We start from the raw sequence: 17,906 nt of genomic DNA, 5'->3' as shown, positions 1-17,906 counted from the left end.
AGAGAATGGATCATTTAACCTTACTTGCATTGGATACCTCAACGGAAGCCTGTTCCGTTGCACTTTATTATAAAGGGGAAAAAACCGTCATCAATGAATTGGCACAACGTACTCATACCCAACGTATTTTGCCGATGGTGGATGACATTTTAGCGCAATCGGGCATTCGCCTGAGTCAACTGGATGCCTTGGCATTTGGGCGGGGGCCGGGGAGTTTCACCGGGGTACGTGTAGGCTGCAGCGTGGCACAAGGATTGGCATTAGGCGCAGATTTACCTGTATTGCCTATTTCTAATTTAACGGCAATGGCACAGGCGGCATTTGAGCAATATCAAGTCGAGCAGGTTGCCGCTGCCATTGATGCAAGAATGGATGAAGTGTATTTTTGTCGCCTTCAACGTCAAAAAGTGCGGTCAAATTTGGGTGAGTTTTTTGATTGGCTGCCGATTGTTCCTGAGCAAGTTTGCTCGCCATCGCAAGCCTTGGCGCAAATGGGGGATGGAGAGGATTTTTTAGTGGGAACCGGTTGGCGGGCCTATGAGCTATTTTCTCAGCAAGGAAAAAAAGGGTCAGAAATTAAATTGCCTTGTGCTTTATCGATGTTGCCTCTTGCGATCAATGATTGGCAACAGGGGAAAGCCATTTCCGCATTGGAGATTGAACCCGTTTATTTACGCAATACCGTCGCATGGAAAAAATTACCCGGGAGGGAATAATGCTTAAGAAAATAACGTTATTTTTCACCGCACTTTTAGGATTAACGGCTTGCGTTACCGCTCCGAAAGGGCTTGAGGCAGAAAATTTTACCCGAACAGATTTAACCCAAATTCAACCGAAGGATTATGCCTGTGCTTGTCACCCTATTCGTTTAGGGGGCAAAATCATTCATGCCAAGGCATTAGAAAACCAAACAGAACTTGAAATTTTAAGTTTTCCGGTTGCCTCATGGAATGCAAAGCCGCTTATGGAAGCCCAAAGTAATGGGCGATTTATCGCCTATCTTGAGGGATTTATCGATCCTGAAATCTTAAAAAACCAATATATTACGCTGGGCGGGATATTAAAAAAACAGCAGGTAGGCAAGGTTGATCAGGCAGACTATGTTTATCCCGTAGTGAAAGTGAAAAATTATCGCTTGTGGAAAATTGGGGTCGATTATTATCCGGATTATGATGACGATTGGCGATTTAATCGAGGTTATTACTGGCGCTATGATTGGTTTTATCCCCCACAAATTCGCTATTATTTGTATTAGGTGATAGAATCCCCCCGCTTTTCCTTATGATCATAAGAAAGGATAAAAAATGGAAAAAATTTGGTTTCAAAATTATCCGGAGGGCGTTCCGACGGAATTAGATACATCAAAATATGCCTCGATCTTAGATATGTTTGAAAAGGCAATACGCGAGCATCCCGATCGCCCTGCTTATATTAATATGGGGCAGGTGTTAACCTTCAGAAAATTAGAAGAACGAAGCCGTGCCTTTGCCGCTTATTTGCAAAATGAACTGAAATTAAAACGGGGTGATCGTGTTGCGTTGATGATGCCAAATTTATTGCAATATCCTATCGCCTTATTTGGGGTATTACGAGCAGGGCTAATTGTGGTGAATGTCAATCCGCTTTACACCCCACGAGAATTAGAACACCAATTACAAGATAGCGGTGCAACCACCATTGTGGTGGTGTCAAATTTTGCTTCCACTCTCGAGAAAATTGTCTTTAATACCAATATTAAACATGTGATTTTAACCCGAATGGGCGATCAACTTTCCTTTGGTAAACGGACTCTTGTTAATTTCATTGTGAAATATGTCAAAAAATTAGTGCCAAAATATAAGTTACCCCATGCGGTAACCTTTCGTGAGGTGCTGAGCATTGGAAAATATCGTCAATATGTGCGTCCACAAGTGGAGCGGGAAGATTTAGCCTTTTTACAATATACCGGCGGAACAACCGGTGTGGCGAAAGGGGCGATGCTCACCCACGGCAATATTATTACTAATGTGTTTCAAGCAAAATGGATTGCCGACCCGTTTTTAGGGGACAATAGCCGACAAAGAACTGCAATCCTTGCCTTACCGCTTTATCACGTTTTTGCCTTAACGGTGAATTGTTTGCTGTTTGTGGAACTTGGGATCACGGCGATTTTGATTACCAATCCGAGAGATATTGACGGCTTTGTAAAAGAATTGAAAAAATACCCTTTCCATGCCATTACCGGCGTGAATACCTTATTTAATGCCTTATTAAATAATGAAAATTTCAAAGAAGTCGATTTTTCAGCGTTAAAGTTATCCGTGGGAGGCGGAATGGCGGTGCAGCAATCCGTGGCAACCCGCTGGCATGAATTAACCGGTTGTAGCATTATTGAGGGCTATGGGATGACTGAATGTTCCCCGCTTATTGCCGCTTGCCCGATCAATGTGGTGAAACACAATGGCACCATTGGCGTACCCGTACCCAATACGGATATTAAGATTATCAAAGAAGACGGAAGCGAAGCTGAGATTGGCGAACCGGGCGAGCTTTGGGTAAAAGGCGAACAGGTGATGCAAGGCTATTGGCAACGCCCTGAAGCCACGCAGGAAGTGCTTAAAGACGGTTGGATGGCCACCGGCGATATTGTCATTATGGATGAGAGCTATAATTTACGCATTGTTGATCGTAAAAAGGATATGATTTTAGTGTCGGGTTTCAATGTTTACCCGAATGAAATTGAAGATGTCGTGATGCTAAATTATAAAGTGTCCGAAGTGGTGGCGATTGGCGTGCCGAATGAGGTGTCGGGAGAAACCATTAAAATTTTTGTGGTGAAAAAAGATGAAAGTTTAACCCGTGATGAGTTGCGTCAGCATTGTCGCCAGCATTTGACCGGTTACAAAGTGCCAAAAGAAATCGAATTTCGAGAGGCGCTTCCTAAAACCAATGTGGGAAAAATTTTACGCCGGGTGCTACGAGATGAAGAACTTGCCAAACGCAGCAAAGATTAAGCCACATCATGTATTATGGGATAGCAATATCCCATTTTTATTTTTGAAGAGAGGTCATGATGAAATCATATGAAAATCAACCGCACTTTTCTCTCATTACAAACAATCAATCACTGGCGGATTGTTGCCACTTAGCTCGCCAAAAAAGTGCCGTGGCGTTAGATACGGAATTTGTGCGTGTTTCTACTTATTTCCCTAAACTAGGGCTTATTCAGCTTTATGACGGCGAGCAGATTTCCTTAATCGACCCTTTAACCATTACGGATTTTTCGCCTTTTATTGCCTTACTTGCAGATAGCAAAGTACTGAAAATTCTTCATGCTTGTAGTGAAGATCTTCTGGTTTTTCTACAGGAATTCGATCAATTACCGCAACCGATGATCGATACCCAAATTATGGCCCGTTTCTTAGGGTTAGGAAATTCTGTGGGGCTGGCAAAATTGGCCTTGAAATATTTAAATACCGAGGTTGATAAAGGGGCGACAAGAACCAATTGGATGAAACGCCCTCTTTCTGAAACGCAATTACATTATGCCGCCGGTGATGTATATTATTTATTACCGATTTATCAGTGTTTGCAAAAGGAATTATCGACAACCCTTTGGTTGAATGCCGTACAGTCTGATTGTGCGATGGCATTAAGTAAAACGAAAAAATTGCAGGATAGAGAGGGAGAAAAAGCCTATTTGGATATTCCAAATGTTTGGAAATTAAACCCGTTAGAGCTGGCTCGCTTAAAAGTGTTGGCAAAATGGCGACAAGATGTGGCGATAGAGCGGGATCTTGCCCTTTCTTATGTGGTGAAATCCGAGAGTTTATGGAAAGTCGCCAAACATAATCCACGCAATACCTCTGAAATGCTTGAAATGGGACTGTCTAATAATGAGGTGAGGGTGCGTGGAAAGAAAATGTTACAACTTTTAGCCCAGGCACGCCGCATTTCGCCTTATGATTATCCGAAGCGGATTGTGCGTATTGTTGATGATCCCCGTTATAAGAAAGCCCTTCGTCTTTTGCAAGAAAAGGCCTATGAACTCACCCCACAAGGCTTAACCTTAGAAATTTTAGCCAGTAAACGGAGTTTAGAAGCGTTAATCAAATGGGCTTGGCTACACAATGAATCGCAAGAGAAATTACCGGATTTGTTGGTTGGGTGGCGTAGAGAAATCGGCTTACAGCTTTTGACACTGTTGAAATCGATTGACAGTTAAAAAATCATAAAAAAATGACCGCACTTTGGTTAATCAAGGTGCGGTCATTGTTATTTATGATAGCGATTAGTTTTGTGTCGCTTGGATTGCAGTTAATGCAATGGTATAGACAATATCATCGACTAATGCACCACGAGAGAGGTCATTAACCGGTTTACGCATACCTTGGAGCATTGGGCCGATTGATACTAAATCAGCCGAACGTTGCACCGCTTTATAGGTGGTATTCCCTGTATTCAAATCCGGGAAGACGAAAACGGTGGCTTTACCGGCAACCGGTGAATTTGGTGCTTTAGAGCGTGCCACATCTTCCATCACTGCGGCATCATATTGTAATGGGCCGTCAATCAATAAATCCGGACGTTTCTCTTTTGCAATGCGGGTGGCTTCTTTCACTTTTTCGACATCCGCACCACTGCCTGAAGTACCGGTAGAATAAGAAATCATCGCTACTTTCGGATCAATACCAAAGGCTTTCGCAGAATCTGCAGATTGAATAGCAATTTCAGCCAGTTGCTCGGCATTCGGATCCGGGTTTACCGCACAGTCACCATAGACTAATACTTGATCCGGTAACAACATAAAGAAGATAGATGAAACAATGGAGCTACCCGGTGCGGTTTTAATAATTTGCATCGGTGGGCGAATGGTATTGGCTGTGGTATGCACTGCACCTGAAACTAAACCATCCACTTCGTTGGCTTCTAACATCATCGTACCCAGTACAACGGTGTCTTCCAATTGTTCACGAGCAGCGGTTTCTGTCATGCCTTTCGCTTTGCGAAGCTCAACTAGACGTGCTACATAATTTTCACGCACATCCGCCGGGTTGATGATGGTGATGCCTTTGCCTAATTCCACACCTTGTGCTTCAGCGACACGTTGAACAGAGGCCGGATCGGCTAATAAGACACATTCTGCAATACCACGCTCAGCACAAAGCGCAGCGGCTTTAATGGTACGAGGCTCATCTCCTTCAGGAAGAACGATACGTTTTTTCGCCGCCCGGGCTAATTCGGTTAATTGGAAACGGAATGCTGGCGGGGATAAACGGCGTAAACGGGTAGAGCCTGCGACTAAACTGTTGATAAATTCGGCATCGAATTGTGCGCTCATATAGCTTTTAATGTTTTCAATGCGTTCTTTATCATCAACCGGTACTTCAAGATTGAAACTTTGTAGGTTTAATGCCGTTTGCCAGGTGTTTCCTTCAATACGGAAAATCGGTAATTTTGTGGTTTCAAAAACATGTTGGCAAAGTTTATTAATTTGCGCATCAATTTTGTAACCACCGGTTAATAACATCCCGCCAATTTCGACACCATTTGATGCTGCCAGCGCAGAGGCGACAATCACATCAGGGCGATCGGCAGAAACCACTAACAGACTGCCTGCACGGAAATGTTCCACCATATTCGGTAGGCTTCTTGCACAGAACGTAATGCCACGAATACGGCGGTTGATATCACCTTCATTAATAATCGCCGCCCCTAAGTGTTTGACCAGATCAATAGCACGGGTGGCAATTAAATCGGCAGACCAAGGTACGCAGGCAAGCAGTTTGATAGCGCTTTTGGCGAAGAGTTTTGTTAATTCCGCTTCACTGTTATGGCTGTGTTGGAAAGAGTCGAAAATTTCTGTGAGATCAGGGCGGGTACGGCCGGATTCATCAATCGGTGCATTAAATTTATTCACCACCACACCCAATAAATTCGGGTTGTGTTTTCCGCCGAACAATGAGGCAGCTGCTTCTACACGCTCTTTCAATGCCACCGGTGTTTCTGTCGCCGGTGCGGCCACTAAAATGATTTCGGCATCTAAGGCTTGGGCAATTTCATAGTTAATGCTATTGGCATAAGTATGTTTACGGGTTGGAATTAACCCTTCAACTACCACAATTTCGTTATTCTTTGAAAGCTGTTGATGATTTTCAACAATTTTTTCTAATAATACGTCAGATTGATTTTGACCGATCAAGGATTCCGCTACGCTGAGCATAAAAGGCTCGGCAGTTTCCAAATTGGTGCTGGTACGCACGATAGAGGTGGTGCGATCTAATTGATCCTCACCTGAATTTGGCTGAGAAATCGGTTTCATAAAACCGACTTTTGCGCCTTTTTGTTCAAGAGATTGAATTAAACCAAGGCTGACACTGGTTAAACCCACACCTGCGCTGATTGGGATAAGGATAATGGTACGAGACATAACAAACCTTAATTGATTGAGTTGTAAAGAAAAACTGCCGGAAAATTCGGCAGTTTGTGATTAAGTTAAATTAGAAACAAAGTTTTGCAGTATCTTGTGCAATGACTAATTCTTCGTTAGTTGGGATAACCATAGCAAGTGGTGAACCGTCTTTGGTGATAACCCCTTCATTACCAAAACGTGCAGCAAGGTTACGTTCTTCATCAATTCGGTAACCGAACAGTTTTAAGTGATCTAAAGTAATTTCACGCACATGCGCAGAGTTTTCACCAATACCGCCGGTGAATACGATGGCATCTAAACGTTCGCCAATCACCGCCATATAAGAACCGATGTATTTTGCTAAACGATAACAGAATACATTTAATGCACGTTTGGCCGGAACTTCACTGTCATAGTTATCTTCGGCATAACGGCAGTCGCTAGTGATTTCGGTTAAACCTAAAAGACCGGATTTTTTGGTTAATGTTGTTTCGATTTCTTCAACAGACATACCTAAGGTTTTATGCATGTAGAAAATGATTGCAGGATCGAGATCACCGGAACGTGTTCCCATCACTAATCCTTCTAATGGGGTTAATCCCATTGAGGTATCAATACATTCACCATGGCGAATCGCCGCCACGGAAGCACCATTGCCTAAATGACAAGTAATCACATTGACTTTATCTTCTGGCACCCCTAAACGTTTTGCTGCTTCACGGCTGACATAGTAGTGGCTTGTACCATGAGCACCATAACGGCGAACGCCATGATCTTTGTATAAAGAATAAGGCAATGCATATAAATAAGCTTCTTCCGGCATGGTTTGATGGAAAGCGGTATCGAATACGGCCACATTTTTATCTTTTAATGCAGGGAATAATTTGAACGCTTCACGAATACCGATTAAATGCGCCGGGTTGTGTAATGGGGCAAATTGGATTGCATTTTCAATTTCACGGACAACTTCATCGGTAATTAATGCAGATTGAGTAAATTTCTCGCCACCGTGAACGATACGGTGACCAATAGCAGAAATGCTATTTTGTAATTCAGGATCTTTGGTAAAAATATTTTCAACAATGAAATTTAATGCTTCTGCGTGAGAGGCACCCGCACCTAAATCGGCTTGTCCTTTTTCACCGTGCAATTTCCATTTAATACGCGCTTCCGGTAAATAGAAGGCTTCAGCTAAACCTGATAATTTTTCATCGCCTGAAAGGGGATCAAGAATTGAGAATTTTAATGATGAGCTACCACAGTTAAGGATAAGAACAAGTTTTGACATAAGAAACCTATTTATAGATTGAAAGTTGATAAAAATTTGTTCACACATTGGTTATGTGATGAACAAACCAAACGGCTATAGAATACACCTTTTATTTCATAAAATAAATTCATCGTGAAAGAAAAAATCTGACTTCAATCAAAGAAAAGTGAAATCTACCTCTATTTGATGAGATAGAAATCATAGGCGAACTGGAGTATGATAAGTGCGGTTATTTTTAAGGGAGTTTTATGTCGTTTTTTTCTATTTTGAAACAGGGGCAGATTTATCTCAAAACTTGGCCAAAAGAGGCTAAATTGGGCATGATTTTCCCTGAAAACCGCATTATAAAAGCCACCGATTTTGCGCAAAAAACCATGCCGTTAATTGCCGTGTTTGCGGTGGTGTGGCAGCAACTTTATGCCAAGCAGGAAATGATGGCATTATCGAGTGCAATTTTGACCGCACTTTTTGCATTGGCACTTCCCCTACAAGGGCTATACTGGTTGGGCAAACGTGCCGAAACCCCTTTAAGCGGGCAAAGTGCGGTTTGGTTTTATGACATTTGTGAACGTCTAAAAAAGATCCATGAGCCTATACCGATCGTTGAGGGAAGCCCCAAATATCAAAACTTGGCTGAAGTTTTAAGGAAAGCGGAGCAACGGTTAGCTCCTTCATTTTGGCAAGAAATTTAGCCAAAATTAATCTTACGCAAACGTTTTCTTTTTTGCTTTATTTTTTGTAGAATACGCAGGCTGCTTTATGCAGCTCTTTTTATTGAGAGATTTTTTCATGATCGATTACATTATTATTGGCATTATCGCTTTTTCTATTCTTGTCAGTTTACTCCGAGGCTTTGTTCGTGAAGTTTTATCACTTGCCAGTTGGGTGGTTGCATTTATCGTGGCAAGCCAGTTTTATCCTTATCTCGCCAGTTATTTAACACAAATTGAATCAATGTATGTGCGAAACGGGACGGCGATTGGCATTTTGTTTGTGCTGACATTAATTGTGGGGGGGATTGTTAATTTTGTAATTGCACAATTGGTAGATAAAACCGGGCTAACCGGCACCGATCGTGTATTAGGTGCGGCATTTGGTTTATTGCGTGGTGCATTAATTGTTGCAGCGATCTTATTTTTCTTGGATACCTTCACGAATTTTGAACAAACCGATTGGTGGAAATCATCAACCTTGATTCCACACTTTGGGTTTATTATTGAATGGTTTTTCCAACAGCTTCAAGCAAGCTCCAGTTTCTTAAATTCAACATTTAGTCAATAAGGATTATGAAATGTGTGGTGTCCTCGGTATTGTGAGCCAAAGTCCGGTTAATGAATCTATTTATGCAGCATTAATGTTGCTACAACATCGCGGACAAGATGCCGCAGGGATCGTAACAGTAGACGATGAAAATCGCTTTCGTTTGCGTAAAGCCAATGGGTTAGTCAGCGATGTCTTTAGACATGAGCATATGCTACGCTTGCAAGGTAATGCAGGTATGGGACATGTGCGTTATCCCACCGCAGGGAGTTCAAGTGTTTCGGAAGCACAACCTTTTTATGTCAATTCACCCTATGGGGTCACCTTGGTTCATAATGGTAATCTCACCAATTCGGCTGAGTTGAAAGAAAAAGTCTTTAAAACAGCCCGCCGCCATGTGAATACCAATTCTGACTCCGAACTGCTTTTAAACATTTTTGCCAATCACCTTGATAATATTCCACAAGACCATTTAGATCCTCAGGATATTTTTTATGCGGTAAGTAAAACCCATAAAGATGTCCGTGGCGCTTATGCTTGTCTTGCAATGATCATTGGACATGGCATGGTGGCATTCCGTGATCCTTTCGGTATTCGTCCGCTGGTATTAGGACAGCGTGAAGAAAATGGCAAAACGGAATATATGTTTGCCTCTGAAACCGTTGCTTTGGATGTGGCAGGCTATGATTTTGTCCGTGATGTTGCACCGGGAGAAGCCATTTATGTGACCTTCGAGGGGGAACTTTATGCCCGACAATGTGCTGAAAGTGCGGTATTAAATCCTTGTATTTTTGAATATGTCTATTTTGCCCGTCCTGATTCCATTATGGATGGCGTTTCCGTTTATGCGGCCCGTGTTCACATGGGCGAGCGTTTAGGTCAAAAAATTGCTGAAGAATGGAAAGAGGAATTGGATAATATTGACGTGGTTATTCCCGTGCCGGAAACCTCAACAGATATCGCCTTGCAAATTTCTAACGTGTTGAATAAACCTTATCGACAAGGTTTTGTGAAAAACCGCTATGTGGGACGCACTTTTATTATGCCGGGACAAGCCCAACGTATTAGCTCTGTTCGCCGCAAACTCAACACCATTAAAGCGGAATTTAAAGATAAAAATGTGTTGTTGGTAGACGATTCTATTGTTCGTGGTACGACATCGGAACAAATTGTCGAAATGGCACGAGCCGCCGGCGCTAAGAAAATTTACTTTGCTTCCGCCGCTCCGGAAATTCGTTATCCGAATGTCTATGGTATTGATATGCCGACAAAAAACGAACTCATTGCTTATGGTCGCAGTGTGGAGGAAATTGCGAAATTAATTGGTGTAGATAAGCTGATTTTCCAAGATCTTCATGCTTTAACGGAGTCGGTTCAACAAGAAAATCCAGCGATTAAAGGGTTTGATTGTTCAGTCTTTACCGGGGAATACATCACGGGCGATATTACACCGCAATATTTAGACAGCATCGCTTCACAACGTAATGATTTTGCGAAGAAGAAACGTGAAAAAGATGCCACGAATTTAGAAATTCATAATGAACGATAAGACCGCCCGCTAACAAGAAATCTGCAGGCTAAAAGTTGGATTTAACCTAACGGATTAGGTGCAGATTTTTTTATGGCTAAATACTACCCATCTTTCAAATAACAGGCTGGCGACAAAATAAAATCGCTCACCGGCACGCCGAAGTTACGCTTTTATCCAAATTTTCAAGAGATGATTGATGCCCTCTATCAATGATTGCTCAGATAAATGTCCAAATCCCAAGCTAAAGAGTGTTCTTTTCTGATAATAAACCGGGTAAATAATTATTTCTTTTTGTTTGGCTAAACCCACTAATTCATCCAATGAACGAGATTCATTGAGTAATTCGATGAGTAAATGAAATCCGGAATTTTCCCCATAATATCGGATATGCTTTTTATAGGGGGCTAATAATTGGCAAAGCAGTTCCATTTTTTTCCGATAGATTTTGCGCATGCGATGAATGTGTTTTTCAAAATAGCCTTGCTGAATAAAGGTTGCCAATCTTTGTTGCTCAAAACGAGAAATCGGACAGTGGAAACAAGCACAATATTGCTGATAAAAGGCAAATAGTTGCGGGGGCAATACCATAAAGGTAATACGTAACGAAGGCATAAGTAGTTTAGAAAACGACCCTAAGTAAATCACTTTGTTATGCTGATCAAGGCTTTTTAATGCCGGGATCGGTTTGCCTTTATAACGAAATTCGCTGTCGTAATCATCTTCAATAATAAATCGATCGGATTGTTCATTTGCCCATTCCAACAAGGTTTGCCGTTGCGAGATAGGAATAATTTCGCCAAAGGGATATAAGTTAGAGGGCGTAATATAAGCGATATTGATCTTTTGTTTTGCTAAGAAAGTTAAATCTAATTGATATTGCGGATTAAGAGGAAGTTTGATCCGATTTTTTTGATAAAGGGTTAATATTTTTTCTACTTTAGGATAGCCATAATCTTCTATCGCATAATTAAGAGGTTGATGAGGATAGAGCTGGTTAAAAAGTAAAATTAAATGCTGAATACAGTATTCAAAACCGGCACCAATCATTATATGTTCTGCTTGACAATGAATTCCTCTTGAAGCCGAAAGGTAATGTGCAATTTGTTGACGTAAATTGAGATCACCCAGTGGGTCATTGAGGGTTAATAAATGTTGCTGTGAGCTCTGGTAAAGCATTTGACCGCTTTTTTTCCATTGCTGAAAGGGAAAATGCTGAGTGTCAATGCGATTGGGATTAAAGTCAATCTGCTTATCATTCATCGGTAAATTCTGATGCTTGCTCTGCACTGGAGGAGGAGATTGGGGGAAGGTGAATTCCGATTGGAAACAAACATAAAATCCCCGTCTTGGTTGAGCGTCGATATAACCTTCTGCAATCAGTTGGGCGTAGGCATTTTCTACGGTGTTTTGACTAATGCGCAAATGTTGGCAAAGCTTGCGTTTAGAAGGGAGTTTATCGCCAATGCTTAATTCCTGCTGGTGAATGGCTTGTTTAATTTTTTGGTAAAGCTGTTCGTAGAGGGGGAGTGTGGCGTTTTTATCCAGATGATAGGCAATTTTTTGCATTATCTGACCTCATCATTTTATCCAAAATTGACACTTTTAATCATATCTGTTCTTGTGCAAAATGCCAGTGGTTTTTTTATCAATACTAATAAAGGAGAAACAACATGACGTACACAATAACAGGTTCAGAGGTGGTAAAACGGGGTATGGCGCAAATGCAAAAGGGCGGCGTGATTATGGATGTGATCAATGCCGAGCAAGCACGCATTGCAGAAGCCGCAGGCGCAGTGGCAGTGATGGCATTAGAGCGTGTACCTTCTGATATTCGTGCTGCAGGTGGGGTGGCAAGAATGGCGAACCCGAAAATTATTAAAGAGGTAATGAATGCCGTTTCTATTCCTGTAATGGCAAAAGCACGAATTGGGCATATCACAGAAGCCAGAGTGTTGGAAGCCATGGGGGTTGATTATATTGATGAAAGTGAAGTATTAACCCCCGCGGATGAAGAATTTCATCTACTCAAAAGTGAATATAAGGTTCCTTTTGTTTGTGGTTGCCGTGATTTGGGTGAAGCACTACGCCGTATTGGTGAAGGGGCCTCCATGTTGAGAACAAAAGGTGAACCGGGAACAGGCAATATCGTTGAAGCCGTTCGCCATATACGGAAAGTGAATGCACAGGTGCGTAAAGTTGTTGCCATGAGCCATGATGAGTTAATGACAGAGGCAAAAAATCTTGGTGCACCTTTTGAGTTATTATTACAAATCAAAAACTTAGGAAAATTACCGGTGGTAAATTTTGCAGCAGGTGGTGTCGCTACACCGGCAGATGCGGCGTTAATGATGGAATTAGGGGCTGATGGCGTCTTTGTCGGATCGGGGATTTTTAAATCAGAAAACCCGGAAAAATTTGCACGGGCTATTGTTGAAGCCACCACCCATTACCAAGACTATGATTTGATAGCCCGCTTATCGGAAGATTTAGGTGAAGCCATGAAAGGCATTGAAATTTCACGATTATCTGCCGCAGAAAGAATGCAAGATCGTGGTTGGTAAAATGAAAAGTTATGCAAATTTAACCGTTGGCGTATTGGCATTACAGGGGGCTGTGAGTGAACATTGCTTGCAAATTGAACAGCTTGGTGCTAAGTCAATGATGGTGAAAAATCCGGAGGATTTAACTCTCTGCGATGGCTTGGTTTTACCCGGTGGCGAAAGCACAGCAATAGGTAAGTTAATGCGAAAAAATGGCTTATTTGAAGCCATTAAAACTTTCCACGCACAAGGAAAAGGCATATTGGGGACTTGTGCCGGCATGATTTTATTAGCAAAACAGCTTAAAGATGATCCAACAGTGCATTTGGGGCTGATGGATATTGAAGTGCAACGTAATGCCTTTGGCCGACAAGTGGACAGTTTTCAGACTGATCTTGCGGTAAGTGGTTTAGCAGACACTTTTCCTGCCGTTTTTATTCGAGCCCCCTATATTGTGAATTTTAATAGGGAAAAGGTGGAAAGTCTGGCTGAGTTTGACGGAAATACGGTATTAGCAAGGCAAGATAATTTGCTTGCTTGTGCTTTTCATCCGGAGTTGACAGCAAATACGGCAGTTATGGAATTATTTCTTGGGATGTTACGCTAAGAAAAAGATTTCTTCATTGCTAAAACGCACTTATTAAATGAAAAGAAGGACTAAGTTCTGTTAAATCTAGAAACTTAGTCCTTTTATTTAATATTTTTTCTTGTTTAGGTCAGCTTACTTCAAAGCTAACTTCAATTCCCATTAGGGAGAATTTCTCTTATTATTCCACTTTTACAATCCAGCCTTCCGGGGCTTCAATATCACCGAATTGAATACCGGTGAGTTCATCATAAAGTTTACGGGTAACCGGGCCGACTTCCGTTTCTGAATAGAAAACATGGAATTTGTCTTTGTGTTGAATACCGCCCACCGGTGAAATCACTGCAGCAGTTCCACAGGCTCCGGCTTCGGCAAATTGATCAAGTTGATCGATATACACATCTCCCTCAATGGCTTCCATTCCCAAACGTTCTTTCGCAATATAGAGTAAGGAATATTTTGTGATACTTGGTAGGATAGATTCCGATATTGGTGTAATAAATTTGTTGTCTTTGGTAATGCCAAAGAAATTTGCGGCACCGACTTCTTCAATTTTAGTATGGGTTTTCGGATCAAGATAAATGGCATCGGCAAATTTTCTTTCTGCTGTTCCTTGTTCCACGGCTAATTCATGAGGCAGTAAGCTCGCTGCATAGTTTCCCCCCACTTTCACACCGCCTGTGCCCATTGGAGCAGCACGGTCGTACTCGGTGGTGATGAAATTAGAAGGCGTTAGGCCACCTTTAAAATAAGCTCCAACCGGACAACAGAACACCGAGAAAATAAATTCCGGTGCAGCTTTCACACCAATATTTTCCCCCACACCAATAAGGAATGGTCTTAAATATAAGGTTGCTCCTGAACCATAAGGGCCTACCCATTGTTCATTTGCTTTGACAACTTCTTTGCAAGCTCGAATGAATAATTCCGTAGGGACTTGTGGCATTAAAAGACGGTCTGCGGTGTGTTGCATACGTTTTGCATTTTCGTCAGGACGGAATAAGTTAATTGAACCGTCTTTACAACGGTAGGCTTTTAAGCCTTCAAAACATTGCTGACCGTAATGAAGTGCGGTTGAACCTTCGTGAATATGTAACGTATTATCTGTGGTTAGTTTTCCTTCATCCCATTGACCATTTTTCCAATGAGCAATAAAACGATAGTCGGTTTTAATATAGTTAAAACCCAAATTATGCCAATCTAAGTCTTTCATTTTGCTTCCCTTTATTTCTTGTTTGGATGAAATGCTGTCTAATCTACATCATTATTTTGAGCATTTAAACCTTAAAACAGAAATTTTTTGTGATTTCTCAAAATTTAAAGGACGGAATTTCAATCTCATAAAAGTGAAAGAAGAAAGAAAAGAAGTGTGTTAGAATCAGGCATAAAAAAACGCCACCCAAAGGGTAGCGTTTAACCAAACGGTTTAAAGAATACAGGAAGTAAATGAGTAACTTATTTTGTTACTCAAGTTCGGTTTCCCGAACTCTATGCAAACACAACATCATACTTAAGTCCGAAACTCATTAACTAGATAAGGAATTACCAATCATTAAGTATGGGTGCATTTTAGGAAGTGGCGATAAGAAGAACAAGTGATGTTTTTTTATTTGACGAATAAAAAAAAGTAATTCGAATAAAAGCCCACCGAGTATCAATAAAAAATTCTATTTGGATGTCATTATGTATAAACGTTTGCCCCCCTTGAATTCACTGAAGTCCTTTGAATCTGCAGCAAGGCATTTAAGCTTTACAAAAGCGGCTGATGAACTTTTTGTGACCCAAGCTGCGGTGAGTCATCAAATCAAACTGTTAGAAGATTTTTTAGGCGTTGAATTATTTAAGCGTAAAAATCGAGCCTTAGAGTTAACAGAATTTGGTCAAGCTTATTTTATCGATATTAATAAAATTTTGCGTAAACTGAATGAGGCAACGGAAAAGTTGCTCATCTTAAAAAACGATCCTCACTTGAGTATTGGCGTGCCACAAACCTTTGGAATTCAATGGCTTGTTCCCCATCTCAGTGAGTTTAACCGCCTTTATCCTGAAATTGAGGTTCGCTTAAAAGGGCTGGATCAAGATGAAGGATTGCTTAATAAAGAAATTGACCTTGCGATTTATTATGGCAAAGGAAATTGGCAAAATTTGCAGGTTGATCGCTTAGGGAAAGAGAATTTGCTGATTTTAGCCTCGCCTGCATTGTTGGCAAAAAATCCCATTCATTGTAAAGAAGATTTAAAACACCATACTTTAATTCATACCCATACCCGGGATAATTGGCGTGCAATGGCCGATTATCTAGCATTGGATGAATTAAATATTCAACAAGGCCCTCTATTTAGCCATACTTTTATGGCGTTGCAGGCGGCTATCCACGGGCAGGGTGTGGTGTTATCAAATCGCTTACTGGCATTACAAGAAATTGAACAAGGATCGTTGAAAGTGGTTTTCCCAACGGATTTACCCGATCCCAAATCCTTTTATGTGGTGAACCACCTTGATCGCCTTGATGATGAACAAATCCAAGCCTTTCGCCATTGGATTATTAATGCAATAAAAAAAGAAGAAAATGAATAAACTCGCTTTGTATTGTCGTCCCGGTTTTGAAAAAGAAGTGGCGGCAGAAATAACCGATCATGCGGCGAGCCTAGGTATAGTCGGGTTTGCCCGAGTTCAAGAACATTCGGGCTATGTGCTTTTTGAATGTTATCAGCCTAATGAGGCAGATCGCTTGGCGCGTAAAATGCCTTTTAACCGGCTCATTTTTGTCCGTCAAATGTTGGTGGTATCTAATCTATTGGAAAATCTTGATCCAACCGATCGTATTAGCCCGATTATTTCGGCCTTTGAAGCCTTGTCAGCACAAGTAAATTTTCAGTCATCAAGCAACCTCTTTGTTGAAATGGCAGATACCAATGAATCCAAAGCCCTTTCCACCTTTTGCAGAAAGTTTACCGTGCCGTTACGTCAAGCCTTGAAAAAGAAAGGTTGGTTAATGGCGAATACGCCTCAAAAGTGCGGTTGTTTTTTGCATTGTTTTTTTGTGAAACCAAATAGTTGCTATGTGGGCTATTCTTACAGTAATAACCATTCCGAGCATTTTATGGGGATTCCCCGTTTAAAGTTTCCCGCAGATGCGCCAAGTCGTTCTACCTTGAAATTAGAAGAAGCGATATTGACCTTTATTCCTAGAAAGGAAGAGGAAAAGCGTTTAAATGGCAATATGGTAGGCGTTGATTTGGGCGCCTGTCCGGGAGGTTGGACGTACCAATTAGTCAAACGTGGCTTATTTGTTTATGCGGTGGATCACGGAAAAATGGCAGACAGTTTGCATGAAACCGGTCGTATTGAACATTGTGCGGAAGACGGATTTAAGTTTCAACCGCCAAAACGCAAAAAAGTGGATTGGTTGGTTTGCGACATGGTAGAGCAGCCAAGCCGCATCGCCAATTTAATTGGTAAATGGCTAGTGAACGGCTGGTGTCGTGAAACGATTTTTAATTTAAAACTGCCGATGAAAAAACGCTATCAAGAAGTGATGCAATGCTTAGAAAATCTCACCGAAATGTTGAATAAGCAAAATTTGACCTTTGAGATCCAAGCAAAACACCTCTACCACGATAGAGAAGAAATTACCGTACATATTGTCGTTAAATGAGAAAAAGCCTTTTTCCTCAATAGGAAAAGGGCTTTATGGAAAGAGAAAGATAAATTCTCTAAATCTCCCTATTTTTTATATGATTTTTATTGTTAAAACTTGAATTTTTTTCTCCATTTAAGTATCTTACCCCACAATATTAATCTAATCATTTACTTATGAAGCCCGCTTTTTCCTTTTTAGTATTAAACACCCTTTTTCTTTTCCCTTCTTTTGTGCAAGCGGTGCAGAATCGTCCGCCAACAGAGACTGAAAAACAGATTATTTCCCGCCAACAACAGCAACAAACAGCCCTCAACAGTGAAATCCAATCCCAGCAAGTACAATCACCAAATGTCAGATTCGAAGCCGAAAAAAACGAAAACCCATGGCTTTCCTCAGCAAGAGGCACAATGTTTTCCCATTCATCAATTGGTATTGACGGATTTTGATGAGAATAACGAGAATAAAAAACTCATCCAGCCGAGTCGTTTTCATTGGGCATTAAATGCAGTTTATGAAGAACGAGATTTTGCCTTACCGGCTTGTATTGGGGCAGAGGGGATTAATGTTTTATTGCGCCGTATTCAAAATCGCTTGATTGATTTTGGTTATATCACCACCCGAGTACTGGTTGAACCACAGGATTTACGTTCAGGAATGTTGGTGCTGACGGTCATTCCGGGAAAAG

Annotated in this window: 16 protein-coding genes; 12 read left to right on the top strand and 4 right to left on the bottom strand. The window is 41.3% G+C overall.

Annotated features, from left to right (window positions below):
* Positions 1–5: 5 nt before the first annotated feature.
* Genes tsaB through rnd form a run of 4 tightly spaced genes read left to right on the top strand, consistent with a single transcriptional unit; the run spans position 6 to position 4,204 of the window.
* Positions 6–716 (top strand): tRNA (adenosine(37)-N6)-threonylcarbamoyltransferase complex dimerization subunit type 1 TsaB, encoded by a 711-nt coding sequence (gene tsaB / locus BKK48_RS09090; RefSeq protein ID WP_077428035.1) that lies wholly within the window; start codon positions 6–8, stop codon positions 714–716.
* Positions 716–1,255, top strand: coding sequence for a Slp family lipoprotein (locus tag BKK48_RS09085; protein ID WP_077428033.1), 540 nt, complete (start codon positions 716–718; stop codon positions 1,253–1,255). The genes tsaB and BKK48_RS09085 overlap by 1 nt, the downstream gene beginning before the upstream one ends.
* Before the next feature lie 49 nt (positions 1,256–1,304).
* The gene (gene fadD / locus BKK48_RS09080; protein ID WP_077428031.1) at positions 1,305–2,993 is read left to right on the top strand and encodes a long-chain-fatty-acid--CoA ligase FadD; all 1,689 of its coding nucleotides are present in this window, start codon (positions 1,305–1,307) and stop codon (positions 2,991–2,993) included.
* A gap of 56 nt (positions 2,994–3,049) precedes the next feature.
* Positions 3,050–4,204, top strand: coding sequence for a ribonuclease D (rnd, locus tag BKK48_RS09075; RefSeq protein ID WP_077428029.1), 1,155 nt, complete (start codon positions 3,050–3,052; stop codon positions 4,202–4,204).
* Positions 4,205–4,270: 66 nt separating this feature from the next.
* On the opposite strand, the gene pta is transcribed toward rnd, so the two are convergent.
* Positions 4,271–6,409, bottom strand: a complete 2,139-nt coding sequence (pta, locus tag BKK48_RS09070) for a phosphate acetyltransferase (protein ID WP_077428027.1) — start codon at positions 6,407–6,409, stop codon at positions 4,271–4,273.
* 70 nt (positions 6,410–6,479) lie between these two features.
* Entirely contained in the window at positions 6,480–7,727 is a 1,248-nt protein-coding gene (locus tag BKK48_RS09065; protein ID WP_143538852.1) for an acetate kinase, read from the bottom strand.
* 182 nt (positions 7,728–7,909) lie between these two features.
* Between BKK48_RS09065 and yfbV the strand changes: the two genes are divergently transcribed.
* The 3 genes from yfbV to purF all read left to right on the top strand — a co-directional run bounded on the left by yfbV (position 7,910) and on the right by purF (position 10,470).
* Complete coding sequence (gene yfbV, locus BKK48_RS09060) at positions 7,910–8,353, top strand: terminus macrodomain insulation protein YfbV (RefSeq protein WP_077428023.1); 444 nt, start codon at positions 7,910–7,912, stop codon at positions 8,351–8,353.
* Positions 8,354–8,450: 97 nt separating this feature from the next.
* Positions 8,451–8,942 carry a CvpA family protein gene (locus BKK48_RS09055; RefSeq protein ID WP_077428084.1) on the top strand — a complete coding sequence of 164 codons (492 nt, stop codon included), beginning with the start codon at positions 8,451–8,453 and terminating at the stop codon, positions 8,940–8,942.
* A gap of 10 nt (positions 8,943–8,952) precedes the next feature.
* Positions 8,953–10,470: an amidophosphoribosyltransferase gene (gene purF / locus BKK48_RS09050; RefSeq protein WP_077428021.1), complete on the top strand. Its 1,518-nt coding sequence runs from the start codon at positions 8,953–8,955 to the stop codon at positions 10,468–10,470.
* Between the two features lie 144 nt (positions 10,471–10,614).
* On the opposite strand, the gene pdxR is transcribed toward purF, so the two are convergent.
* Positions 10,615–12,018 (bottom strand): MocR-like pyridoxine biosynthesis transcription factor PdxR, encoded by a 1,404-nt coding sequence (pdxR, locus tag BKK48_RS09045; RefSeq protein ID WP_077428019.1) that lies wholly within the window; start codon positions 12,016–12,018, stop codon positions 10,615–10,617.
* Between the two features lie 104 nt (positions 12,019–12,122).
* Here pdxR and pdxS point away from each other — a divergent pair, with 104 nt between their 5' ends.
* Together pdxS and pdxT are read left to right on the top strand one after the other, a co-directional pair.
* Positions 12,123–13,013 (top strand): pyridoxal 5'-phosphate synthase lyase subunit PdxS, encoded by an 891-nt coding sequence (gene pdxS / locus BKK48_RS09040; RefSeq protein ID WP_077428017.1) that lies wholly within the window; start codon positions 12,123–12,125, stop codon positions 13,011–13,013.
* Position 13,014: 1 nt separating this feature from the next.
* Positions 13,015–13,599 (top strand): pyridoxal 5'-phosphate synthase glutaminase subunit PdxT, encoded by a 585-nt coding sequence (gene pdxT, locus BKK48_RS09035; RefSeq protein ID WP_077428015.1) that lies wholly within the window; start codon positions 13,015–13,017, stop codon positions 13,597–13,599.
* 160 nt (positions 13,600–13,759) lie between these two features.
* Here pdxT and BKK48_RS09030 read toward each other — a convergent pair whose 3' ends face one another.
* The gene (locus BKK48_RS09030; RefSeq protein WP_279625941.1) at positions 13,760–14,806 is read right to left on the bottom strand and encodes a branched-chain amino acid aminotransferase; all 1,047 of its coding nucleotides are present in this window, start codon (positions 14,804–14,806) and stop codon (positions 13,760–13,762) included.
* A 455-nt stretch (positions 14,807–15,261) separates the two neighbouring features.
* Between BKK48_RS09030 and BKK48_RS09025 the strand changes: the two genes are divergently transcribed.
* The 3 genes from BKK48_RS09025 to BKK48_RS09015 all read left to right on the top strand — a co-directional run.
* Positions 15,262–16,155 carry a transcriptional regulator GcvA gene (locus BKK48_RS09025; RefSeq protein ID WP_077428011.1) on the top strand — a complete coding sequence of 298 codons (894 nt, stop codon included), beginning with the start codon at positions 15,262–15,264 and terminating at the stop codon, positions 16,153–16,155.
* Positions 16,148–17,236, top strand: a complete 1,089-nt coding sequence (rlmM, locus tag BKK48_RS09020; protein ID WP_077428009.1) for a 23S rRNA (cytidine(2498)-2'-O)-methyltransferase RlmM — start codon at positions 16,148–16,150, stop codon at positions 17,234–17,236. Before BKK48_RS09025 ends, rlmM begins: the two co-directional genes overlap by 8 nt.
* Before the next feature lie 333 nt (positions 17,237–17,569).
* The coding region (locus BKK48_RS09015; RefSeq protein WP_279625940.1) for a POTRA domain-containing protein at positions 17,570–17,906 on the top strand (337 nt) is incomplete at its 3' end.

Origin of the sequence: Rodentibacter heidelbergensis (genome assembly GCF_002000125.1) — a bacterium.
GTDB classification, from domain to species: domain Bacteria; phylum Pseudomonadota; class Gammaproteobacteria; order Enterobacterales; family Pasteurellaceae; genus Rodentibacter; species Rodentibacter heidelbergensis.
This window is presented reverse-complemented; position numbering and strand designations above follow the sequence as displayed.